Here is a 25887-nt window from a genome sequence, read left to right on the forward strand (position 1 = left end):
GTTCCACGCCCATACTTACATTTTCCAAATTCCAATAATAATGAGTAATACCCCAGGCAGGAATGTAAATTTTTGTAACCATTTCATATTTGATAAAACCGTTCCAAGTTTCATTCCAATAAATAAAAACAAAGAACTCATAACCGCAACTAATATCGCCATCATAGCAGGTGCATACCCTAATAAAGATGCACCAATTCCAGCACCGAACGAATCTATAGAAAGAGCGATACCAAGAAGTAACGCTTCTCCTGCAGAAATGGTGCCTGATTTATCAAAATCTGCAACAGTCGGTTTCCGTAAAATTTGAATCACTAGCCCGAGCGAAGCAATTTCTAATTTCCAAACCTTTTCCTCTTGCTTCGGTTCTTCTTTCTTCTCACTTCGAAAAAATTGGTATAATACCCAAATTCCTATTCCAATAAGAACAAGCCCACCGATACGCGTTGCGATAACAGGTGAAAATACTTTCGCGATCATATGTCCAATTCCCATTGAAACAAGCATAACAGCCGCTGAACACATTCCGATAATTATAATAGATCTTAGTGGAATTCTTACGCTTCTTAAACCATATGTTAGCCCTACACTACAGCTATCTAAGCTTAATGTAAAAGCTAATAAAATAAGAGATAAATAAAGGTACATCGGTAAGCTCCTCCCTTATACATAGCCCTGCTGTATGTATATGACAAATGCCTATCCGATGTTATCTCTTTTCTATATTCTTGGTTGACAAATTGGGCAGTAATGCGTCCCTCTTCCGCCAACAACTGTTTTTTCTAATATCGTACCGCAAGTTACACACGGTTCTCCCTTTTTTCCGTATACATTTAGAAGTTCTTGGAACGAACCAATTTGCCCTTGCGAGTTGATATACGTTCGAATTGTACTTCCGCCACGCTTCACTGCTTCGCCTAGCGTTGTGACAGTCGCCTCGTAAATTCGTTCAATTTCTTCTGCTGTTAAAGACGACGCTTCTCGTTCCGGATGAATTTGAGAGCGGAATAAAACTTCATCTACATATATATTTCCAAGCCCTACTAAAAGACGCTGGTCTAATAATACAACTTTTATTTTACGATTGGTCTTTTGCAATTTTTCTTGTAAATACTGCGGTGTCAATTCAGCATCAAACGGCTCCGGACCTAGGTCAGCAAGAGGCATTTGATTCAACTCTTCACCTTTCCTAAAGAGATGCATCGTACCAAACTTTCTCACATCTTTATAATGTAATTCAGTTCCATCTGTAAATAAGAAACGGACGTGCGTATGCTTATCAATTGGTTCACCCTCTTGATGCAATAAAAACTTACCTTCCATACGCAAGTGTGAAACAATAACATAATTCGTTACATATAAAAGCAAAAACTTTCCTCTTCGCTTTATACTTTCAATCTTCTCGCCTCTTAGCATTTCTTTAAAGATTTCTGCATCATCCGGTCGTTTTACTATTTTCGGATACGTAACAATGACATCTTCAATCGTTTTTCCTGTTACAAGATTTTCAAGTGTCCGTCTGACGTTTTCAACCTCTGGTAATTCAGGCATTTCATCACTTCCTTATTTTGCGTCGTACCAAGTTGGACCGTAAGAAGAATCAACTTTCAGCGGAACTACAAGTTCAATTGCATGCTCCATTACTTCTGGTACAAGCTTCTCTAATTTTTCAATTTCTTCTTGTGGTGCTTCAAATATCAATTCATCGTGTACTTGCAGAAGAAGACGAGCTTGTAATCCTTCTTCTTCTAAACGATCTGCCATAATAATCATCGCTTTTTTAATAATATCTGCTGCAGTACCTTGAATTGGTGTATTCATAGCTGTACGCTCAGCAAAACTACGTAAATTGAAATTACGACTCGTAATTTCCGGAATATAACGGCGGCGATTTAATAATGTAGCCACATATCCTTTTTGTTTCGCATCTTTTACGATGTCGTCCATGTATTCTTGTACACCAGGGAAGCTTTCTAAATACTTTTCAATAAATTCCGCTGCTGCTTTTCTTGTAATTCCTAAGTTTTGTGAAAGACCATAATCACTAATACCATACACAATTCCGAAGTTAACAGCTTTCGCTTGTCGTCTCATATTTGAAGTTACTTCATCTTTTTCAACGCCAAATACATCCATAGCTGTTTTCGTATGAATATCCATGTCATGTTGGAACGCGTCAACTAGCCCTTTATCATTTGCAATATGAGCTAATACACGAAGTTCAATTTGTGAATAATCTGCCGCGTACATAATCCATCCTTCTTCTGATGGAACAAATGCCTGACGAATCTTTCTTCCTTCTTCTAATCGAATCGGGATATTTTGCAAGTTCGGATCCGTTGAACTCAATCGACCTGTTTGCGTTAATACTTGATTGAAACGAGTATGGATTTTAGACGAATCTTCATGCACAACTTTTAATAAACCTTCAATATAAGTTGAATTTAGTTTCCCTAATTGACGATAATGTAAAATGTTTGGAATGATTTCATGGCGATCCATAAGCTTTTCTAGTACATCAGCTGACGTAGAATAACCTGTTTTCGTCTTTTTAATAACTGGTAAGTTTAAGTTCTCAAACAGAATAACACCAAGCTGCTTCGGTGAATTAATATTAAATTCTGTTCCCGCAAGCTTATAAATTTCCTGTTCCATTTCCTTTAATCTACCTGCAAGTTCTTCTCCCATATTACGAAGACGCTCCGTATCAACTTTTACACCTTTTACTTCCATATCAGCTAATACACGCGCAAGTGGTAATTCTAACTCTGTAAACAGTTCATATTGCTCATTCTTTTGTAACTCTTCTACGAATGTTTGCTTTACATCATATAATACGTGCACTTTACGAGCTACATGCTCCGCTACTACTTCTAGCTCTGGAACAGCACGCTTTGCACCTTTTCCGTAAACTTCTTCATCGGATTTCACGGCATGCGTTTCTTTCATTTTCGCTACAGTACGGAAATCTTTATCCGTATCAGCTGGGTCAAGTAAATAAGCAGCGATTAATAGATCAAAGTCAATCCCTTGCATATCTATATCATTCCATTTAAGTGCCACGATCGCACGCTTCGCATCAAATGTATGCTTTCTCATTTCTCCATCTGCAAGCCACTCTTTAAAAGCATCTGACTTAAGAGCAATGTCTGTCTGAATAAAGTAACAACCATTTTCATTTTGAATACCAAAACCTTGAATGTCCGCTTTATGATAGTTATCTTCTTGTACTTCAACAATAAGCGCACTATCTTGCTGAAGCATTTCTTCTGTAACTTCTTCCACAATATCAAATGTAATATCATCTAATTCAGCTGGAGCCGTTTCTTCTGGCGTAACACCTAATTTATTTAAAAGAGATGTAAATCCTAAATTCTCGAACATTGGAATGACATCACTTGCTTCATATCCTTTATACTCCATATCATCCACATGCACTGTAATCGGCGCATCTGTAATAATAGTTGCAAGATCTTTACTCATAAGAGCTTGGTCTTTATTTGCTTCTAGCTTTTCTTTTAATTTTTTCCCGCTTACTTGCTCTATATTTTCATACACTTCTTCAACCGTTCCAAACTGTGTTAACAATTTAATCGCAGTTTTTTCACCAACTCCTGGTACCCCTGGAATATTATCTGATTGGTCTCCCATTAAACCTTTCATATCGATAATTTGCTTTGGTGATAAGCTGTATTTCTCAAATAAAGCTTCTGTCGTATATTCATCTACTTCCGTAATCCCTTTTCGAGGAATGCATACAAGCGTGTTATCAGAAACAAGCTGAAGTAAATCTTTATCTCCTGAAATAACTTTTACATTTGCTCCTTGTTCACTTGCTTCTTTCGCTAGCGTTCCCATAATGTCGTCCGCTTCATAATTTTCTAATTCATAACGCGGTACATTGAATGCATCAAGCATCTCACGAATAAACGGGAATTGCTCTGACAATTCAGGTGGAGTCTTTTGACGTCCTCCTTTATAATCACTATACGTTTTATGACGGAACGTTGTTTTACCTGCATCAAACGCTACTAACATATGCGTCGGTTTTTCTTCCTCTAATATTCTCATTAACATCATTGTAAAACCGTAAATTGCGTTCGTATGTATACCTTTGTCGTTATTTAAAAGCGGTAGTGCAAAGAAAGCACGATACGCGATATTATTACCATCTACTAATACGACCTTTTTTTCCAAAGCATAAACCTCCCCATACAAATTTGAAATGATTTTTTTCACAGAAAAAAACCGTTCCTTTCCTCTCTCTATATTAACATGACTAATAGAGAGAAGAAAAATAACGGCTATTTTCTATCATATATACAAACGTTCATTAACATATAAGGGAAGTGACGAGAACAGCATAACTATTCTCGTCCAAAATTACTCCTTGGATGAAGGGGTTTTCATGTATTATATTAACAGAGCTTTATTAATATTTAATTAAGCCATTGTTAATATATTGTAAACATCCTTCATCCTATTTTTCGGTTGCTGATTTTGGTAAAACAACTGTAAATGTTGTCCCTTCCCCAACTTCACTATCCACTGTAATCGTACCGTGATGCGCCTCAACTAAATGCTTTACAATCGATAATCCAAGGCCTGTACCACCAGTATTCCTACTTCTCGCTTTATCCACTCGATAAAAGCGTTCAAAAATACGCGGAATTTCATCTTTACTAATACCAATTCCCGTATCCGATACCTTTATATAAGCATTATATTTATCTTCTGCTAATTCTACAGAAACAACGCCTCCAGCCGGCGTATATACGATTGCGTTATTCATTAAATTAATAAAGATTTGCTTCAAACGACTTGGATCTCCAATGACCGAGACTCCTTTTAGCGCATTTACTTGTAAAGAAATTTCTTTTTCTCCTGCTTTATTATCAAGCACCATATGAATGTCTTCAAGAAGTCCCTTCATATCAACGGTCCCCATATTCAATTTAAATCCTTGTTGCTCAATCTTTGATAAATCTAATAAATCTTCAATTAACCCTTGCATGCGTTCACTTTCTTTTAAAATAATGTGCAAGAAATGTTCGCAGAATTTTTTATTATCCATAGCACCGTCCAAGAGAGTTTCTGAAAAACCTTTAATAGAAGTAATCGGTGTCTTTAGTTCATGAGAAACATTCGCTAAAAAGTCTTTTCTCATTTGTTCTAATTTCTTTAGCTCAGTAATGTCATGGAATACAAGGACAATCCCTTTCCATTCATGGTTCGTCCCGATAATTGGTGCTCCATATACTTCGAAATGCTTTCGTTCAATTCCAAGCGGCAATAACATTTGTTTACGCACTTTCACTTCTGTCATAAAGATTTCTTCCACGAGCTCTATAATTTCTGTATGATGAAACGACTCATAATATAAACGATCTAAATATTCTTCATCTGTTACGTGGAAAGTCTCCTTATACGAACGGTTTACAAGGTTTATATAACCGCGGCTATCAATTAAAATCATTCCGCTGCCCATATTTTCAATTAACGTATGCAGACGATCTTGTTGCATTTCTTGCTCAAGTGTCATCTCTTGTAAATTACGGGCTAAAATATTAATCGCTTTACTCAGCATTCCTGTTTCATCTGAATGACTTTCATAAGCGCGTGCTTTATAATTTCCCTTCGCTAATTCGATAGCCACTTTCGTAACGGATTCAATTGGTCTAATATATTGCCCTGTAATTTTCATACCTAAAAATACGACTACGAGACAAGCGATCACAAATCCGATAATTAATAATCCCCACGTTTTTTGATGAACAGCTTTCAAAGGCTCAATTGTACTTTTCACCAAAATATACCCTTGTTTCCCTGCTACATCTTGAACGAATACCGCATGGTAAAATTCATTATTCTGATCTGTTTCTTTCGTAATGACTTTATTTCTTTGTTTCGCTGTTTCAGAAGTAAGTTCTTTCATTATCCCTTGGCTAAATGCAGACTGTTCTCCGCCGCTATATTGCACTTTCTTTTTTTCATCTACAAATGCAATAGAAGCCTGGATTTTTTCTTCTAACTTTTCAAATACATATGGATTTTTTAAAACCTCATCAAAACCTTGTTCTTCTGCTAATACTGCAACATACTCTGTCTCTTTTACCATTCTCTCTTTGGCATGTTCTATATAGTAGTTTTCAAACACAGTTTCCAGCAATAAACCTAGTCCAACTAAAATAAAAACAATAAGAGAAACAAATGTAAAAAGAAGCCTGGAACGAAATTTATTCATCCCCTTTTGGCTCCTCTAATTTATATCCTAAACCACGTATCGTTTTAATGTACGTCGGTTTTTTCGTATTTTTTTCAATTTTATCGCGCAAATGGCTAATATGAACGTCAACAATTCGTGTATCACCAGCAAAATCATAGTTCCATACAGCACTTAATAATTGATCACGTGTCAACACGCGACTTTTATTTTTCGCAAGATAAACGAGTAGTTCAAATTCTTTTGGTGTTAATTCAAGCTTTCTTCCTTGGAAATAAGCCTCATAAAATTCCGGCAAAATTTTAAGTTCAGCAATTGTGATGCTCTCTTCATCTGATGTTTCTTTAACTTGTTCTTCTTGTTGCAATTTCGTGCGGCGCAAAATTGCCTTCACACGCGCAACAACTTCCCTTGGGCTAAATGGCTTCGTCATATAATCATCTGCCCCAAGTTCAAGACCTAGCACCTTATCAAATTCATCATCTTTTGCTGTTAACATTAAAATCGGCGTCATAACGCGCTGCAATCGTAATTCTTTACACACTTCCATACCATCCATTTTCGGAAGCATTAAATCTAATATAATTAAATCTGGGCGTTCTGTTGTCGCTTTTTGAAGCGCCATTTCTCCATCCATCGCTGTTATTACTTCAAACCCAGCTTGTTGTAGATTAAATTCAATTAAAGTTAAGATAAACTCCTCATCATCAACTACTAAAATACGATTGTTCATTCTTTTCCTCCAAGTTATAGACTTGAAACCTTCTTCATCCTAGTATTTTCCCCGTTATTCTCATCATACTAGAAAACAAGGTCCCTCTCAATATAATTGTCTATACATGAAGCTCATTTGTACTATCATTATTCCTAAAAACAATTACACTTGGCTTAATTAACTTATTGTTATCCATACTTTATATACTTCTATAGTTTCATTACATTCTACTTCCGTATAAAGTGAAACTTTAATCAGTGGGGGTTTTCTTCATCCCCCACTGATTATTAGCCCTCACCAATCGGACTTTTATGGGCAGTTGATCCCCCACCTAACTTCTTTGCTTTCGCTGAACTTTGAGGTGGGGGTCTTACTGCCCATTAAAGCGGGATGAATATTAAATTCTCGATTTTGCGCTAACAAAAACGCAAGAGCATACGCTACTTTATAGTCTAGCGTTTCATATCCATCAAATACTCTTCCATACATTTCATTCGCGACCCCGTCTGCCCACACTTCAGCTTCTCTTATCGTTTCAAAGATAACGTCTTCTTTTTTCCACTTCACCTTAAAAATCACACCTTTCATTGACTTCGATTACCAATAAATATATTATTAATTTAAATATATAAATAAACAACATGCAGAGAGGTCTATTATGCGAATATTACTACCTATTTTAACTTTAGTAGTTACATGTTTCCTTACCTTTAACGTACCGAGCTGGGACACGATTAAAACAGGTTGTTCCGATTTCGCCGAAGGATTCACACAAGGATTCTTCAACTAAAAATAGCGCTAGCCCCCTTATAGAAAGGTATGCTAGCGCTATTCATATTTTCATGTTTTAAAAATTATCTAATGCTTTTTCCATAATAGAAACTGATTTAAAAGGCGGCGTTACTGTTAAAGAGCCCTTTACAACCGTTTCTCCTTTTTCATCATGGGCAGATACAAGCATATCAATTGTATGTTCCTCCTCGGAAACAGCCACAACTTCAAAGTGGATTTGTAACGTTTCATAATGGTGAACATGCTTCACGAACGTAAGGTCCTTCCTTGTAATATGACTACCTGGACCTGGTAAATATTTCGTAACTGCCGTTGTAATCATTCCCGTTAGCATAATGCTTGGTACAATCGGCTTTTCATACGGAGTTTGGGATGCGTAATCATGCTGAATATATAATGGATTGGCATCATTTGTTAACCCTAAGTACAATAACAAATCTTTATCCTCAATTTTTTCAGTGATAGATAATTTCTCTCCTACTGTAATTTCATCCATTCTACGACCAATTTGAACTTTTTTCTTTAACATGTTACAACCCCCTCCGATTTTTTCACCTTATTATCCTACTAAAACCGATACCTAATCCGAAATTTACTATGATGAGGGCAATGTATAGTATAAATCTATAGTTTCATTATAGGATACACCAAATGATAGCGTTTTCATATTATTTCAAAAAAACATTTGAAATAAATAGTAGAAAAAGATTCGGGGCCCCGAATCTTTTTCCGCTTATATTTAATTATTAAACAAGAACCTTCATAACATTACGTACAGATTCTACAGAGCGATCTAACGCTTCTCTTTCATCTGCAAGAAGTTCTAATTCAATAATTTTTTCAATTCCGTTACCACCTAGAATTACTGGTACCCCTAAGTAAAGGTCGCTATAACCATATTCACCTTCAAGGTACGCAATAGCCGGTAATACACGGCGTTGATCTTTTAAAATTGCTTCTGTCATTTCAACTAAAGAAGCAGCCGGTGCGTAATATGCACTACCGTTTCCTAATAAGCCTACAATCTCGCCGCCACCTTTACGGGTACGTTCTACGATTGCTTCTAAACGCTCTTTCGGAATTAACGTTTCTAACGGAATGCCACCTGCATAAGAATAACGTACAAGAGGTACCATATCGTCGCCGTGGCCACCAAGAACAAATCCTGTAATGTCTTTCACAGAAAGATTTAATTCTTGTGCAATAAATGTACGGAAACGAGCTGTATCTAATACGCCCGATTGACCGATAACACGCTCTTTCGGGAATCCTGCTTCTTTAAATACAGAATATGTCATTGCATCAACTGGATTTGTTAATACAACAATAATCGCATTTGGTGAATGTTTTGCAATGTCGCGCGTAATACTTTTCATAATTTTAGAGTTTGTTGCTACTAAGTCATCACGGCTCATACCAGGCTTACGTGCAATACCTGCTGTAATAACGACAACGTCAGAATCAGCAGTATCTGCGTAATCAGATGTTCCAATAATGTTAGCATCAAAACCTTGTACTGGGCTCGCTTCTAACATATCTAACGCTTTCCCTTTTGTTGGATTTTCCAGTTGTGGAATGTCCACTAATACAACATCTGCAAGTTCTTTTTGTGCTAATAAGAATGCTGTTGTTGCTCCTGTAAATCCTGCACCGATGACTGAAACTTTCTTGCGTTTGATTGTCATAATTTACCCCCCGCTTTAATTATGCGTTTTTGATTATCGCTACATCCATGTTTTTAATAAGTTCATTAGCGAACTCAGAACATTTCACTTCAGTTGCACCTTCCATTAAGCGTGCGAAATCATAAGTTACTACTTTTGAAGCAATTGTGTTCTCAACAGAAGCAGTTACTAATTTCGCAGCTTCGTTCCATCCTAAGTGCTCTAATAATAATACACCAGAAAGAAGAACTGAAGATGGATTTACTTTGTCTAAACCTGCATATTTTGGAGCTGTACCGTGTGTAGCTTCAAAGATAGCATGTCCAGTCACATAGTTAATGTTTGCACCAGGTGCAATACCAATTCCACCTACTTGTGCAGCAAGTGCATCAGAGATATAGTCTCCGTTTAAGTTCATTGTTGCAACAACATCGAACTCACGTGGACGAGTTAAAATTTGTTGTAAGAAGATGTCTGCAATAGAATCTTTTACGATGATTTTTCCAGCCACTTCAGCATCTGCCATCGCTTTATTCGCTGCATCTTTACCATCTTTCTCAACGATACGGTCATATTCAGCCCAAGTAAATACTTTGTCGCCGAATTCTTGTTCCGCTACTTCGTAACCCCAGTTTTTGAAAGCACCTTCTGTAAATTTCATAATGTTTCCTTTATGAACTAATGTAACAGAAGAACGTTTTTCGTTAATTGCATATTGAATTGCAGCACGAACAAGACGCTTTGTCCCTTCTTCTGAGATTGGTTTAATACCAATACCAGATGTTTCTGGGAAGCGGATTTTATTAACACCCATTGCTTCTTTTAAGAAAGCAAGAACTTTTTCTGCTTCTGGAGATCCTTGTGCATATTCAATTCCAGCATAAATGTCTTCTGTATTCTCACGGAAAATAACCATATCAGTATCTTCCGGACGTTTTACAGGTGAAGGAACACCTTCAAAATAACGTACTGGACGTAGACATACATATAAATCTAATTCTTGACGAAGTGCTACGTTTAGAGAACGAATACCACCGCCTACTGGAGTTGTAAGTGGACCTTTAATCGCGATTAAATATTCACGGATTAAATTTAAAGTTTCTTCTGGTAACCACTCGCCTGTTTGGTTGAATGCTTTTTCCCCTGCAAGCACTTCTTTCCAAACGATTTTCTTCTCACCATCATAAGCTTTTTCAACTGCTGCTTCTAGTACACGAGATGCAGCTGCCCAAATATCAGGACCAATTCCATCTCCTTCGATAAATGGAATAATCGGATTGTTTGGTACATTCATAACACCGTTAGTTACAGTAATTTTTTCACCTGTTGTCAATGTGATAACCCCCATGTTTGAAATTTCATATGTATGAAACTGAGGGAATAACCCCTCAGTTCAAACCGTTATTCAAATTAAAATATTCTAATCATTACGTCTTTCCTAAAAAATCAGACTTTTGAAAGCGTATTTTCACTATCAAAATAGTGTTTTTCGCTTATCGTTGTGCAATTGGAACATACACTTGATGTGTTGGTCCATTATAATCAGCACGCGGACGGATTAAACGGTTGTTTTCATATTGTTCTAGAATATGAGCTAACCAGCCTGACATACGGCTAATTGCAAAAATAGGTGTAAATAAGTCATGGTCAATTCCTAAACAATGGTATACAGAAGCTGAATAGAAATCAACATTTGGTGGAAGACCTTTTTCTTTTGTTACAATGTCTTCAATTTTGATAGACATATTATACCATTTGTTCTCTCCTAAAAGCACGCATAATCTCTTGGACATTTCGCGTAAATGTTTCGCACGTGGATCACCCTGCTCATATACACGGTGGCCAAAGCCCATGATTTTCACTTTATTTTGAAGAGCATTATGAATATATGATTCTACATTTTCTTCTTCGCCAATTTCAGTTAACATCTTCATTACATTTTCATTTGCCCCGCCGTGAAGAGGACCTTTTAACGCACCGATCGCTGCCGTAATACCAGAATATACATCTGACAGTGTAGCTACACAAACACGTGCAGTAAATGTAGAAGCGTTTAACTCATGATCTGCATGAAGTACAAGCGCCTTATCAAAAGCTTCAATTTCAACTTCATTTGGCTCGCGATCATTTAACATATACAAGAAGTTTGCAGCTAATGATAAATCGTTTCTAGGCTCAACAACATCTAAACCTTTACGAATTCTTGCATAAGCAGCAACTAAAGTTCCTACTTGAGCCTGCAATTTAACCGCTTTCAAATAATTGGAGTTTTCATCCATAATTTCAGCGCTCTCATCGTATAATGATAGCATGGAAATTGCAGTTCGTAAAACAGACATCGGATGTGCGATTTTTAAATCTACTTGTTTCAAATATGTTAAAATCTCACCTGGGACTTTATAGTATTCCGATACAGTCTCTTTAAATTTCGCTAGTTCTTGTTCATTAGGAAGCTTGCGATGCCATAATAAGTACACTACTTCTTCAAATGTAGCATTCTCCGCTAAATCATCAATATTATACCCAACATACGTTAATGTATCATCAATAATAGAGCTCACAGATGATGTTGTTGCTACTACCCCTTCTAAACCTCGAATAACAGTCATGACATTCTCTCCTTTTCCTGAAAATTCTCCCAACCTTGCTCCTTATATCTATTTGCTCCCCTTTTGAATTATGAACGCCCGTTCACTCTTTAGGCAAGCAAAATGCACGATCATGCAAATTTGTTGCGATGTTCTCCTCTTATGTCCATTGTTTACATGGAAAGCATGAGCGTGAATGTCTCCCCGAATCCTCACGCTCAAAACAACAAGTTAGTGAGGAAAATGAATTCCGAAGAGTTTTATGATAAAAACAACATAAAACAATATCATTATAAAATTGTTTTATGTTGTTTTTATTTTATCTGGTGTAAAGTCTCTGCTGTTATGTAACTTTTCAAAGTTTCTAATCCTATTATAAACAATTATCTGACTTTTGTGAACAGAAAGAATTCAAAAATTTTATATTACTATAAAATTTCTTATTTAAACATCTGTATAATACTCATAACTGCATAGGCAATTCCAGCCCCAATTAATGGACCTACAGCAACCCCATTAAATAAAGCAACCGCTATAATTGTACCGAAAACGAGCGCAGTTGTAATATGAGGATCCGTCGTCAATAATTGTACGCCGCCTTTCGCTAACAAAGCAACCGCTACCCCTGAAGCTAACGCAATCCATGCATAATACGATTTCGCCGCTTCTCCAAGTTGTTTAAAACCTATTTCCCCAGTCGCAATCGGTACGAGTACTGCTATTGTAATAACCGTTACACCGAGGTTAATCCCTTTCGTTTGTAGATAAGGAAAGACTTTATCTCCTAGAAACGTAAATTTCAATAAAAATAACACGCCAATGGCTACAGTAAGCGATTGGTTTTTCGCAATAAGTCCTATAATAAGTAGTATGAATAAAAATAACGTTGACTGACTAATCATGTTTGCACTTCCTTTCTGAAAATAATGAACTCATTTCCAAACAAAAATACCTTTAAACCTATCGTTATACATGCTATATCGATGTATATGCAACAATAACCACTTCATTTTTTCATATTTTAAAATGACAAATTGAAACGCTAACCATCAAAAATTTAAGCATGTATACATTTTTAAAAACGGTCGTCTCACCTTTCTTTTCTAATAAGAAACAGGTAAAATAAAAAGAAGAGAAAATGAAGTTTTTACCATATAGTAGAAGCATCAACACCAAGCTTTTCCGGTCACTCATATACTGAAAAAGCAGGAAAAATCCATCATTCCACTATAACATAAAGTGAAACTTTAATCAGTGGAGCACACTCGTTATAAGTTGAACGAACTAGGATAATCCAAATTGGAATGGGAGGTATACATCTTTGAACCGAAACTTACTATATATGATATTGCGACTCATATTTGTCATTGTAGCAACGGTAGCCGGGTTCTATGCATTACTATATATGTCAGGACTTATCTACCCTTTTATTATCGCTTTCGCATTTGCTTATTTGATTAATCCTGTCGTCAATTTCCTTAATCAAAAACTACAATTTCCCCGCGCACTAGCAGTACTCGTTAGCTTAATTCTCGTATTCGGAGCTATCGTCGGACTCGTTACATATCTTGTAACAGAAGCAATATCTGCCACAACATACTTACTACAACTTGTTACAGTAAAGTTTCCAGATATCGTTGCATTCGCGCAACAATTTGCACTTAATCATATTATGCCTCTCTATGATGATTTAATTTCTAAATTTAATCATCTTGGGGAACCACAGCGCTATACGATTACACAAAACATTCAAAACTTAGGAACCGAAGCAACGACGCAAATGAAAGAACTTTTAACGGCTATTATAAGCGGGTTAACAAATTTCATTAGTGCATTACCAACAACTTTAACTGTACTTGTATTCGTTTTATTAGCCACTTTCTTCATTAGTTACGATTGGCACCGTCTTGCTCAGAAAGTAAGAAAATTTTTGCCCAATCGTGTTCATGGCTATGGAAAAACTATTTTTGTTGATTTAAGAAAAGCTTTATTTGGTTTTTTTAAAGCTCAACTTACACTCGTATCTATGACAACTGTTATTGTACTAATCGGACTGTTAATATTACGCGTACCATACGCCATTACTATCGCGATTATTACAGGGGTTGTAGATTTACTCCCGTATCTAGGAACAGGCGCCGTCTTCGTCCCTTGGGTTATATACGTATTTTTCACTGGCGACACTGCTTTCGCCATCGGTCTTCTCATCTTATACATCGTCGTGATTGTCCAAAGACAAATTATGGAGCCTAAAGTACTTTCATCTAATATCGGCCTCGATCCATTAGCAACACTAATTGCTCTATTTGTCGGCTTTAAACTCTTTGGCTTTTTAGGATTAATCATCGGTCCAGTCACCTTAGTACTACTTAATACATTGCACAAAGCTCGTGTATTCCATGATTTATGGAAATATATTAAAGGCTCACCTTCAAAATAATAGTTTCTAATTCATATACAACAAAACTTACATGTAATCAGTGGGAAATTCCCACTGATTATTCCTTGTACTTATTTTTCATACTTATTACATCCAACAAGAGAATTGCACCCAAAAAGGATCATTCTCTTGTTTTTTTGTATAAAAAACGCATATTTCGAGGTCTTTTTACATATTTATTCCGTTATTTTCATAATTATTACTTACATTTATTACTTTTTATGTAAATGAATAAATATACAAAATAGCGTAAAACGAGACTTAACCTACTAACTCCCCTGCTCTTATTTAACTTTTCCATACCAATTAATTCTTTTTATATACAAAAACAAGTTGGAGTCCACAAAAACTTTCTTGTAGCACACTCATTAAGAGCTACCAACTCCCCAAATCACATATCCAATCAAAAAACACACAACTAATAAGGATTTTGCCCACCACCGATTATGAACTTTCATGGGCAATCCGACTTCCACTTAACTCCTTCGCACTCACCAAATTTTAAAACATGATACAACAAAACTTTAATTAACAGAGCTCCATCCCCTTCCTTTTGCGGGCAAAAAAAATAGTGCTTAGATCGCTATAATCTAAGCACTATTTCTGAACGATAATAGTAGAGTTCTTTCTAAACTTCCATTCCATCCATTTCATAACAAATGGCTTCAATAAAGCCCTTGTCACAGGGATAACAAAGATCAAACCTATTATATCCGTTACATATCCAGGAAGTACCAAAAGAATACCTCCTACAAAGATAAAAATACCATCGAGTACTGCCGCCCCTGGCATTTCTCCTCTATTCAACTTAGATTGAATCTCTCCAAGTACTTTAAATCCTTGCCTTTTCGCCAAATAGACACCTACAACACCCGTAAATACAATCATAGCGAACGTAGACCATAAACCTATTACATGACTCGATCCAATTAAGACTGTAATCTCAATCGCCGGTATTAAAATAAACAAGAATAGTAACCACTTCATAGTTCTACACTCCTCTCTCACACCATCACTTTAAACGCCTCACAACGCCCATACACACCATATAAAAGCCGAATACATTTCACATATCAAACCTCATAATAAATAGCTTTTAAAAGCAATTTCAGACGTCTCAAGCTAGTTATACCTCATTTTTGTGTAAAAAAAAAGAGAAGGACTCCGATCCTTCTCTCCGTATTACTTATAGCACTTCCGCATGTCCATTATAAACAATTCCGCGTGCTGCATCAACTGTTACTTCTTGGCCATTTTTTAAAGTTGCTGTTACGCCGTTTACACCAACGATAACAGGAATACCGATTGATACACCTACAACAGCCGCGTGGCTTGTTAGACCGCCTTCTTCTACAACTAGAGCAGCAGCTTTTTCGATTGCAGGAATCATATCTTTATCAGTGCTTGTTGTAACAAGGATATCACCTTTGTTTACGTTCGCTACAGCTTCAGCAGCTGTTTTCGCTACAACTACTTTACCTTTTGCAGCTTTACGACCGATTCCTTGTCCTTTCGCAACTTCTTCACCAACAACGTGGATTTTCATTAAGTTTGTTGTACCTGTTTCAGCAACTGGTACACCAGCAGTGATTACTACAGTGTCTCCAAGTCCAATTAGACCTGCATCCATACCTGTTTGAATTGCAGTATCTAACATTTCGTCAGTAGACGCTGCACGTTTTCCAGCCATAAATGCTTGTACACCCCAAACAAGTGCAAGACGACGTCCTACTTGCTCGTCAGATGTTACAGCTACGATTGGAGATTTCGGACGGTATTTAGAGATCATTTTCGCAGTATATCCACTTTCTGTTGGAGCTACGATTGCAGCTACATCAAGAGCAAGTGCTGTATGCGCAACAGATTGGCTAATTGCATCTGTAATTGTTGGAGTGAACTCTTTAATACGTTTTTTGAACATATCTTCATACTGTAATGATTTTTCAACACGTACTGCAATGTTAGCCATCATTGTTACTGCTTCTACTGGGTATTGACCAGCAGCTGTTTCACCTGAAAGCATGATTGCATCTGTACCATCGAAGATCGCATTAGCTACGTCACTTGCTTCCGCACGAGTTGGACGTGGGTTACGTTGCATAGAATCTAACATTTGTGTTGCAGTAATAACTGGCTTACCTAACACGTTACATTTTTTGATTAGACGTTTTTGTACTAATGGTACTTCTTCTGGTGGAATTTCTACACCCATATCACCACGAGCTACCATTAAACCGTCAGAAACTTCTAAGATTGAATCGATGTTATCGATACCCTCTTGGTTTTCGATTTTTGGTACGATTTGGATATATTGAGCTTTATGTTCTTCTAATAATTCACGGATTTCTAATACGTCAGATGCTTTACGTACGAATGAAGCTGCGATGAAATCAACTTTTTGTTCGATACCGAAAACGATATCTTTTACGTCTTTTTCAGTGATACCAGGAAGCTTAATGCTTACGTTTGGTACGTTAACACCTTTTTTATTTTTTACAGTTCCGCTGTTAAGAACTTTTGTACGGATGTTTCCGTCAGCTTTTTCGATTACTTCTAGTTCGATAAGGCCGTCATCGATTAGAATACGAGAACCTGGGTCTACATCATCATAAAGACCAGCATAAGATACAGAGAACTTCTCTGCAGTACCTAATACTTGCTCAGTAGAAAGAACTACTTCTGCACCTGTTACAAGCTCAGCTTGTCCGTCTACGAAGTCGTGAGTACGGATTTCTGGACCTTTTGTATCAAGTAAGATACCAACTGTTTTACCAGTTTTCTTTGAAGCTTCACGAATGTTTTTAATACGAGCGCCGTGCTCTTCATGGCTACCATGAGAGAAGTTTAAACGAGCAACGTTCATACCCGCTTCGATTAATTGTTCTAATTTCTCAATACTTTCACTAGCAGGACCTATAGTACATACAATTTTAGTTTTACGCATATTGCACCTCCGAAAATTATGAAACCGTTCCCAAATATCCGACATTAAGCCGATTAGATGGATAATTCTTTAGATAATTGATACATATCTTTATCGATTGTATGCTTTTGAGCTAACGCTTCGATAATATCATGATCAACAAGTTTATTATCTTGAATACCTACACAACGTCCACCTCTACCAGCAATTAACAATTCAACTGCTCTTGCGCCAAGACGACTTGCTAATACACGGTCTTGTGCACTTGGTGATCCACCACGCTGTACGTGACCTAACACAGTTACACGAGTATCAAAGTTTGTTGCTTCTTCAATATGCTTACCGATGTCAATTGCACTTCCAACACCTTCAGCCACAATGATAATACTGTGTTTTTTACCACGTTCACTACCACGCTTCAGACGAGCAATAACATCTTCCATGTCATACTCTTCTTCTGGAATTAAAATTGTTTCAGCACCATCAGCTAAACCAGCCCATAATGCGATATCTCCAGCATGACGTCCCATTACTTCGATAACATATGTACGTTCATGAGATGTAGCTGTGTCACGAATTTTATCAATTGCATCAATAACAGTATTTAAAGCTGTATCGAAACCAATTGTGAAATCTGTTCCAGGAATATCATTGTCGATTGTACCTGGTACACCAACACATGGGAATCCTTGTTCAGTTAATTTTTTAGCACCTTGGTAAGAACCATCTCCACCAATAACAACAAGTCCTTCGATACCGTGCTTCTTTAATTGCTCGATACCTTTTAGTCGTACTTCTGGATCTTTAAACTCAGGACATCTTGCTGTATATAATTTTGTACCACCACGGTGGATAATATCGCCAACAGAACCAAGTTCTAATTTTTCAATATGACCAGAAATTAAACCAGCGTATCCATGGTAAATACCATATACTTCAATATCATGGAAAATCGCTTTACGAACAACTGCACGAATGGCAGCATTCATACCAGGTGAATCTCCACCACTTGTTAATACACCAATACGTTTCATTTGTACTCACCTCATAAAGATTATTTGCCTTATAATAAAATAACACGAAAAAATATAAAAACACAATGGAGAAGATGTGTCTTTTCATAATAAAAACGTGCATTCGCGAAGAGGAACGCACGCTTTTATTATTTTATCCCAATGGAAGCGTTTGAAAACGAAACTTGCCCAATTTTCATATATTTTTCATAACGTTTTTCGATTAATTCATCTTTCGAAATTCCGCTTAATTGTTCAAATGTTTTCTTAAGCATTAAATCTATATTTTCTGATTGTTTTAAAATATTACGATGCGCTCCGCCTTTCGCCTCTGGAATGATTTCGTCAATTACACCTAATTCTTTCAAATCTAATGCTGTAATTTTCATCGCTTCTGCAGCTTCTTTTGCTTTACCAGCGTCTTTCCAAAGAATTGCCGCCGCACCCTCTGGTGTAATAACAGAATACGTAGAATTTTCCAGCATATGAATGTAATCTCCTACTCCAAGACCTAACGCACCACCACTACCACCTTCACCGATAACAATACAAATAACAGGTACAGTTAAACCCGCCATTTCAAATAAATTACGGGCGATTGCTTCACTTTGTCCACGTTCTTCAGCTGCTTTACCAGGATAAGCTCCCTTCGTATCAATGAAACAAATAATAGGACGATTAAACTTTTCCGCTTGTTTCATTAGACGCAGTGCTTTTCGATATCCTTCTGGATGAGGCATCCCAAAATTACGACGAATATTTTCTTTCGTATCTTTTCCGCGTTGATGCCCAATTACAGTTACTGGCATCCCCTTATATTTCGCAATGCCGCCGACAATCGCTGCATCGTCGCCAAATAGGCGATCTCCATGACATTCAAAAAAATTAGTAAATAAGTGCTCAATATAATCGAGCGTTGTCGGTCGTTCTGCATGACGAGCAATTTGAACACGGTCCCATACTTTCATATTGCCGTATATATCTTCCTCTAATTTTTCTAACTTGTCTTCCAAAATACGAATCTCCTCACTGAAGTCCATCTGGCTGTTTTTCGTATAGTCTTTCAGTTCACGAATCTTATTTCTTAGCTCAACAACTGGTTTCTCAAATTCTAGCTCTGCCATACAGCCATTTCCCCTCCTTGATGAACTTCTAAAATCTTACGGAGCGATTCTCTCATATCATCACGATGCACCACCGCATCTAATTGACCGTGCTCTAATAAAAATTCTGCCGTTTGGAAGTCTTCCGGTAGTTTCTCACGCACTGTTTGTTCAATTACACGTCTACCAGCAAATCCGATAAGTGCACCTGGCTCTGCAAGATTGTAATCACCAAGTGAAGCGAAACTCGCTGAAACCCCGCCCGTCGTTGGGTGAGTCATAACAGAAATAAATAACCCTCCTGCATTACTATGCTTTTTCAAAGCTACGCTTGTTTTTGCCATTTGCATTAAACTTAATATCCCTTCTTGCATACGGGCACCACCCGACGCAGTAAAGATAATAAATGGAACTTGTAAGTCGTATGCTTTTTCAACTGCACGGGCGATTTTCTCTCCTACAACAGAGCCCATGCTGCCCATTCGAAAACGAGAATCCATTACTGCAACAACAACAAGCATGTCATCAATTGTTCCTTCACCAGTTACAACCGCTTCGTTCAATTCAGTCTTCTTACGATCGCTCTCTAGTTTCTCTTCGTACCCCGGAAACTCGAGTGGATTTAATGAAACCATTTCTTTGTCATACTCACGGAATGACCCTTCGTCCAATATACTATCAAGACGTTCCCATGCATTCATAGGATGATGATATCCACAATTCACACATACTTTTAAATTTTTTAGAACCTCTTTCGTATACATGATTTTTTTACATTTCGGACATTTTGTCATAACGCCATCCGGCACATCTTTTCGTACTTGTTCTGAAGGTATTGCAGCGTACTTTTTCTTTTTCACGAATAAATCTCTTAGCACAATTTGACCCCCTTCGTTGAGAGCTAAGGTTAGCGCAAGAAGAAAATTGGGCTAACACCAAAGTTTGATGTTAGCCTTATCTTCTCAATCTGTCTAATAACCTCACTCTTTACGTTTAACTTTAACCGCTACGCGATAGAATGTTTGTCATAACGTGTCATGGTCATTTCGACAAATTTTATACATTACGAGTGAAACTGTATATTCTCTACTAATTCATCGTAAATTTTTAGTGCATCACTTTCTTGTTTTTCTTCCAAAGTAGCATAAAGCTTTCTATACATATCGATAGAATCTCCTGAAACTTTACAAGAAAGAGTTGATACGTAATCATTTACGATCATCCAAATGCGATAAAGTAAATAATTATCGACTTGTTCAATAAGTGTTTTAAAGAACGTTTGATGAAGCATTGGAATTGAGTTTTCATTTTCTTCAAGTACTTTGTTTAATTTACTTAGCACTTTAGAAAATGTTTCTTTCGGTAAATTACATCCAATTCGAATCATATCTTTCTCAAGCAATCGTTTTGTTTGTAATAAATCACGAATTGTTTTCTCATCTTGCAGCAAGAACGGCGCAATCAATTGTACAAGACCGTTATCGTAAAAGTTTCGAATAAACGTCCCTTCACCACGTCTCGTTTCAATCAATCCTACCAGTTCTAAAGCACGCAATGCCTCTCTTACAGAGGAACGCCCTACGTTTAAACGTGAACTTAACTCACGCTCAGACGGCAAACGATCCCCCGCCACCAATCCATCTTCTTCCATAATGGAACGGATTTTTTTTACAATTTCGAGATATACTTTTGTATTTGATGATGTCAATGGAAATTCCTCGCTTATTCTTTACCAATCAGCGCTAATTGTTTTGTTTTCTCAGCAATCTCATTTGGATCTACTTGACGGCGAGCTACTCCTGTCTCCATTGCAGCTTTCGCAACGTAAGCTGCCACTTGAGGCGCTACACGCGCGTCAAACGGTGCAGGAATGATATAGTCTGCATTCAACTCATCTTCTGCTACAAGCTCAGCAATAGCCTGTACAGCTGCCATCTTCATTTCTTCGTTAATTTGTGTCGCATGTACGTCAAGTGCACCGCGGAAAATACCAGGGAACGCTAGTACATTATTTACTTGGTTTGCGAAGTCAGAACGACCCGTTCCAACAACAGCTGCGCCCGCTGCTTTTGCCAATTCTGGCATAATTTCTGGAACTGGATTCGCCATTGCAAAAATAATTGCATCGTCATTCATTGTACGAACCATCTCTTCTGTTAATGCACCTTCTGCAGATACACCAATGAATACGTCCGCACCTTGTACAACATCAGCTAAAGAACCTTCGATACGATTCTTATTTGTATATTTTGCAACTTCATCCTTCACAGGATTCATACCTGTAGGACGCCCCTCATAGATCGCACCTTTACGGTCACACATAATAATGTCGCGTACACCATAGCGATATAAAAGTTTAATAATTGCAATACCTGCTGCACCTGCACCATTTGCGACAACTTTAATGTCAGACATTTTCTTTCCAACTAATTTTAGCGCGTTCACAAGACCTGCTACTGTTACGATAGCTGTTCCGTGTTGATCATCATGGAAGATAGGAATATTTGTTTCTTTTTTCAAACGCTCTTCAATAATGAAGCAGTTTGGTGCTGCGATATCCTCTAAGTTAACGCCGCCAAAAGTTGGCTCCATTAATTTTACAGTTTCAACAATTTTATCCACATCGTTTGTATTTAAGGCAATCGGGAATGCATCTACACCAGCAAAGCTCTTGAATAATACAGCTTTACCTTCCATTACTGGAAGAGATGCTTCAGGTCCAATGTTACCAAGACCAAGTACAGCCGTTCCATCAGTCACAACTGCTACCATATTTCCCTTCATCGTATATTCATATACCTTACTTTTATCGTCATAAATTTCTTTACAAGGCTCTGCAACCCCTGGAGAATATGCAAGACTTAAATCTTTTGCATTTTCTACTTTTACTTTTGATACAGTTTCTAATTTTCCTTGATGCACTTTATGCATGTGAAGTGCTTCTTCACGAAGTGTTGACAAACTATCCACTCTCCTCAAATTATTCTAGCTGATATCAATTTCTCCAAGTGGTCTGACCACGAACACTACTACTATAATAATCGAAGTGTAGGGAAATTGTCCATTATATTTTCACAACCACATTTTCTTCCCCGACAATTTCACGAAGTGCTCCTAAACATTCTTCACTTGGATGAATCGATAAACTTCGTGATAATTGTACCATTTTATGTTCCTTTTCATAATAAATTAGTACTTTCGCAAAACCCGAATAGTCAAACAATATTTTAGTAACCTGATTTAACAACTTTTTCTCATACTGAGACGGCAATTTCACGTAAACAGATGCGTCTTTCTTTTCTTCATACACATCCATTTCTTCTAACGGATATAGCCCATTTACAATCCATTGCAACTTATGATTTCTAAGCTCAATCATGCCGTCAACTAATACAATTGCGCCTTCTTGTAACTTATCTGAGAAATGTATATACGTTTCTGGGAAAAGAACTGCTTCCATTTCATCATTTTGATCACAAAATGTAATAAACGCCATCTTTTGAAACTTTTTCGTACGAATTACTCTCACGCTTGTTATATACACGATCGCTCTTTGTACTTTTTTCTTATGCCGCATCGCCTGAGCAAGAGATGGAATTTCTAATTCTTTCGCTAGCTTTACATACTGTGCTGTCGGATAGCTTGATAAATAAAAGCCTAATGCTTCCTTTTCTTTATTTAACTGTTCAATAAAAGGGAGCTCTTCTCCTTGTACGTATTTTGATTTCGGAACAGCATCTCCTAAATCACGTGCAAGATTTGCGTACTCTAACGCTCCTTTAAGACTTTTCCATAAATTCGTTCTCGAAACACCAAAATCATCAAAACATCCAGACCAGACGAACGCCTCTAAATTTCGCTCTGTTACAAACTTTGATGGCATGCGAAGACAAAATTCAAATAAATCTTCAAACATTTTTTTCTCTCGTTCTTCGAGTAATGCTGTCACTGTAGCCATTCCGATGTTTCGAATGGAAAGTAAGCTGTAACGTATCGCATTGCCTTCTATTTGGAAATTGTAACCACTTCTCTGAAGAGACGGCGGCAAAACGTGAAAACCTTTCCGTTTCGTTTCTCTTATATACTGCACAATCTTATCTTCATTTCCAATTGCACTTGATAATAATGCTGTCATAAATTCCAGCGTATAATTCGCTTTTAAGTAAGCAAGCTGATATCCAATCATACTGTAGGCTACCGCGTGACTTCGGTTAAAACCGTAATTCGCAAATCTTACAATTAAGTCGTAAATTTTCTCCGCGGATGTCTCGTCATAACCATTTTGTAAACAACCTTGCACAAAATGCTTACGTTCCTGATCTAAAATATCACGATTTTTTTTACTCACTGCACGGCGTAATAAATCTGCTTCTCCGAGCGAGAATCCCGCTAATTTCGACGCAATTTGCATAATTTGTTCTTGGTATACAATTACACCGTACGTTCTTTCTAAAATCGGCTTTAAGTCCGGATGTAAATATTCAATTTTTCTTTTTCCATGCTTTGATTCAATAAAGGTCGGAATTTGTTCCATTGGTCCTGGTCTATATAACGAGTTAACAGCGACAATATCTTCAAATTCATTCGGTTTTAACCCGCGAAGTACATTTCGCATACCACCTGATTCAAGCTGAAATACACCTGTTGTATCCCCTCTACCTAACAATTGGAACGTCTTTTCATCTTGAAGTGGTAAATTTCTTATATCAATTTGTGTCCCCGTTTTTTTCACGATAAACTTTATAATATTTTCAAGTAACGTTAAATTACGTAATCCTAAAAAGTCCATCTTTAACAAACCAAGTTCTTCTAATGCATCAGCTGGATATTGCGTTACATACACATCGTTATGCCCTTCTTGAATTGCAACACTTCCTGTTAACGGTTCTTGGCTCATAATAACGCCAGCTGCATGAATAGACGTATGACGTGGTAAGCCTTCTACACGTTTTGCAATTTCAAACACACGCTCATGTAACAGATTCCCTTGTATGAACTCACGGAGTGATTGCGATTCCTCATATGCATCTTTTAACGTTATACCAAGCTTTGATGGGATAAGTTTTGAGAATATGTCAATATCTCGCGGCGGAAGTCCCATTACACGCGCAATATCTCTAATTGCCGCTTTTGCTGCAAGCGTCCCAAACGTTACGATTTGTGCAACACGAAGCTGACCATATTTATCTTTCACATATCGAATCATCTCATCACGTCTTATATCCGGAAAATCGATATCAATATCTGGAAGTGTCACACGTTCGGGGTTTAAAAATCTTTCAAATAATAGATCATATTCAATCGGATCAATATCTGTAATTTCTAATACATAAGAAACAAGTGAGCCAGCTGCCGATCCACGTCCTGGTCCTGTTAAAATATGATTTTCATGCGCATACTTCATAAAATCCCATACGATGAGGAAATAATCACTAAACCCCATACTAGAAATAACGTTTAATTCATGATTTAAACGCTCGATATGTACTTCTTTCGGCGTACCATAACGTTTCTGCAACCCCTCTTCACAAACGCGGCGTAAATACATATCATTCGTCTCGTTAGCTGGAACAGGAAATTTCGGTAATTGATTTACATGAAACGGTATTTCTACTCTGCAACGTTCTGCAATTTCTACTGTATTGTAAATCGCCTCTTCTACGTGAGAAAATAGTGCTTCCATTTCATCTGATGATTTTAAATAATATTGATCTGTTTTCAACCTCGGTCTATCTGGATCCGTCATTTTCGATCCACTTTCAACAGATAATAAGCACTCATGAACAAGTGCGTCACTTTGATTGATGTAGCGTACATCGTTTGTTGCAACGACTGGAATATTTATCCTACTCATAAATGCAGGCAATTTCTCTTGCAAAAGCAGTTCATCTTGAATCGCATGATGCTGCAAACTCATATAAAAATTGCTGAACATACTTTGGTACATGCGAGCTACTTCTTCAGCTTCACTCTCTTTGTCTTCTAATAATAATTGTTCGATTTCCCCATCTTTACCTGGTGAAATAGCAATTAATCCTTTCGCATAATGGGCAAGCCACTTTTTCGGAATACCTTCTTTTGACTTCGTCATAATGCTACTAGAAATCTTTAATAAATTTTGATAGCCTATTTCATTTTCAGCAAGTAAAACAAGCGGATAAGATTTCTCATCTTCTTCACTAAAAATAGAAGCTGTTAAGCCGATAATAGGCTGTATACCATGTTTCTTACATGCTTTATAAAACGGAATAACACCATACATAACATTTTCATCCGTAATAGCCAGTGATGAAAAACCAAGTTCTTTCGCCCTGACTACAAGCTCATCAATTTTACAAGCACTTTTTAACAAACTAAAAACGGTTTGACATTGTAAATGCACAAACTTCACTGTTGTACCCTCTCTTTACCAATTTGACTACTTTT

At 37.1% G+C, this 25887-nt stretch carries 21 protein-coding genes; 2 read left to right on the forward strand and 19 right to left on the reverse strand.

Features of this window, described 5'->3' with window-relative positions:
* Positions 1–15: 15 nt before the first annotated feature.
* From ytaF to MR113_RS02630, 6 genes are all read right to left on the reverse strand, one after another.
* On the reverse strand, positions 16–648 hold the full coding sequence (ytaF, locus tag MR113_RS02605; protein WP_000281742.1) for a sporulation membrane protein YtaF: 633 nt from the start codon (positions 646–648) through the stop codon (positions 16–18).
* A gap of 72 nt (positions 649–720) precedes the next feature.
* Positions 721–1551, reverse strand: a complete 831-nt coding sequence (gene mutM / locus MR113_RS02610) for a DNA-formamidopyrimidine glycosylase (protein ID WP_242250865.1) — start codon at positions 1549–1551, stop codon at positions 721–723.
* Positions 1552–1563: 12 nt separating this feature from the next.
* Positions 1564–4197 carry a DNA polymerase I gene (polA, locus tag MR113_RS02615; RefSeq protein ID WP_242250866.1) on the reverse strand — a complete coding sequence of 878 codons (2634 nt, stop codon included), beginning with the start codon at positions 4195–4197 and terminating at the stop codon, positions 1564–1566.
* A 283-nt stretch (positions 4198–4480) separates the two neighbouring features.
* Positions 4481–6244, reverse strand: coding sequence for a sensory box histidine kinase PhoR (gene phoR / locus MR113_RS02620; protein WP_242250867.1), 1764 nt, complete (start codon positions 6242–6244; stop codon positions 4481–4483).
* Positions 6237–6956 carry a two-component system response regulator PhoP gene (gene phoP, locus MR113_RS02625; protein ID WP_242250868.1) on the reverse strand — a complete coding sequence of 240 codons (720 nt, stop codon included), beginning with the start codon at positions 6954–6956 and terminating at the stop codon, positions 6237–6239. The genes phoR and phoP overlap by 8 nt, the downstream gene beginning before the upstream one ends.
* A 291-nt stretch (positions 6957–7247) precedes the next feature.
* A complete protein-coding gene (locus MR113_RS02630; protein WP_242250869.1) occupies positions 7248–7505 on the reverse strand; it encodes a hypothetical protein in 258 nt (85 codons plus the stop codon).
* Positions 7506–7596: 91 nt separating this feature from the next.
* On the opposite strand from MR113_RS02630, the gene MR113_RS28320 reads away from it, so the two are divergent.
* Entirely contained in the window at positions 7597–7728 is a 132-nt protein-coding gene (locus MR113_RS28320; protein ID WP_076540620.1) for a hypothetical protein, read from the forward strand.
* 57 nt (positions 7729–7785) lie between these two features.
* On the opposite strand, the gene MR113_RS02635 is transcribed toward MR113_RS28320, so the two are convergent.
* From MR113_RS02635 to MR113_RS02655, 5 genes are all read right to left on the reverse strand, one after another.
* Positions 7786–8259 (reverse strand): MaoC family dehydratase, encoded by a 474-nt coding sequence (locus MR113_RS02635; protein WP_000914190.1) that lies wholly within the window; start codon positions 8257–8259, stop codon positions 7786–7788.
* Between the two features lie 217 nt (positions 8260–8476).
* Complete coding sequence (mdh, locus tag MR113_RS02640) at positions 8477–9415, reverse strand: malate dehydrogenase (RefSeq protein WP_000153234.1); 939 nt, start codon at positions 9413–9415, stop codon at positions 8477–8479.
* A 19-nt stretch (positions 9416–9434) separates the two neighbouring features.
* Positions 9435–10727, reverse strand: a complete 1293-nt coding sequence (gene icd, locus MR113_RS02645) for an NADP-dependent isocitrate dehydrogenase (protein ID WP_000206899.1) — start codon at positions 10725–10727, stop codon at positions 9435–9437.
* Between the two features lie 160 nt (positions 10728–10887).
* Positions 10888–12036: a citrate synthase gene (gene citZ, locus MR113_RS02650; RefSeq protein WP_002073260.1), complete on the reverse strand. Its 1149-nt coding sequence runs from the start codon at positions 12034–12036 to the stop codon at positions 10888–10890.
* 386 nt (positions 12037–12422) lie between these two features.
* Positions 12423–12884 (reverse strand): DUF441 domain-containing protein, encoded by a 462-nt coding sequence (locus MR113_RS02655; RefSeq protein ID WP_000625507.1) that lies wholly within the window; start codon positions 12882–12884, stop codon positions 12423–12425.
* 419 nt (positions 12885–13303) lie between these two features.
* Between MR113_RS02655 and ytvI the strand changes: the two genes are divergently transcribed.
* Complete coding sequence (gene ytvI, locus MR113_RS02660) at positions 13304–14422, forward strand: sporulation integral membrane protein YtvI (protein ID WP_242250870.1); 1119 nt, start codon at positions 13304–13306, stop codon at positions 14420–14422.
* A gap of 597 nt (positions 14423–15019) precedes the next feature.
* Here ytvI and MR113_RS02665 read toward each other — a convergent pair.
* The 8 genes from MR113_RS02665 to dnaE all read right to left on the reverse strand — a co-directional run bounded on the left by MR113_RS02665 (position 15020) and on the right by dnaE (position 25852).
* The gene (locus tag MR113_RS02665; RefSeq protein WP_097818355.1) at positions 15020–15409 is read right to left on the reverse strand and encodes an FxsA family protein; all 390 of its coding nucleotides are present in this window, start codon (positions 15407–15409) and stop codon (positions 15020–15022) included.
* Positions 15410–15608: 199 nt separating this feature from the next.
* Positions 15609–17366: a pyruvate kinase gene (gene pyk, locus MR113_RS02670; protein ID WP_061677039.1), complete on the reverse strand. Its 1758-nt coding sequence runs from the start codon at positions 17364–17366 to the stop codon at positions 15609–15611.
* Between the two features lie 53 nt (positions 17367–17419).
* Positions 17420–18379 carry a 6-phosphofructokinase gene (pfkA, locus tag MR113_RS02675; RefSeq protein WP_000821162.1) on the reverse strand — a complete coding sequence of 320 codons (960 nt, stop codon included), beginning with the start codon at positions 18377–18379 and terminating at the stop codon, positions 17420–17422.
* A gap of 128 nt (positions 18380–18507) precedes the next feature.
* A complete protein-coding gene (gene accA, locus MR113_RS02680) occupies positions 18508–19482 on the reverse strand; it encodes an acetyl-CoA carboxylase carboxyl transferase subunit alpha (RefSeq protein WP_000818786.1) in 975 nt (324 codons plus the stop codon).
* Positions 19470–20339, reverse strand: coding sequence for an acetyl-CoA carboxylase, carboxyltransferase subunit beta (gene accD / locus MR113_RS02685; protein WP_000942872.1), 870 nt, complete (start codon positions 20337–20339; stop codon positions 19470–19472). The genes accA and accD overlap by 13 nt, the downstream gene beginning before the upstream one ends.
* Positions 20340–20524: 185 nt before the next feature.
* Positions 20525–21169 carry a FadR/GntR family transcriptional regulator gene (locus MR113_RS02690; RefSeq protein WP_242250871.1) on the reverse strand — a complete coding sequence of 215 codons (645 nt, stop codon included), beginning with the start codon at positions 21167–21169 and terminating at the stop codon, positions 20525–20527.
* A 14-nt stretch (positions 21170–21183) separates the two neighbouring features.
* Complete coding sequence (gene ystJ / locus MR113_RS02695; RefSeq protein ID WP_168216092.1) at positions 21184–22392, reverse strand: NADP-dependent malic enzyme; 1209 nt, start codon at positions 22390–22392, stop codon at positions 21184–21186.
* 133 nt (positions 22393–22525) lie between these two features.
* On the reverse strand, positions 22526–25852 hold the full coding sequence (gene dnaE / locus MR113_RS02700) for a DNA polymerase III subunit alpha (protein WP_242250872.1): 3327 nt from the start codon (positions 25850–25852) through the stop codon (positions 22526–22528).
* Between the last annotated feature and the right edge of the window lie 35 nt (positions 25853–25887).

Origin of the sequence: Bacillus cereus group sp. BfR-BA-01379 (assembly GCF_022663605.1) — a bacterium.
In the GTDB taxonomy this organism is placed as follows: Bacteria; Bacillota; Bacilli; order Bacillales; family Bacillaceae_G; genus Bacillus_A; species Bacillus_A mobilis.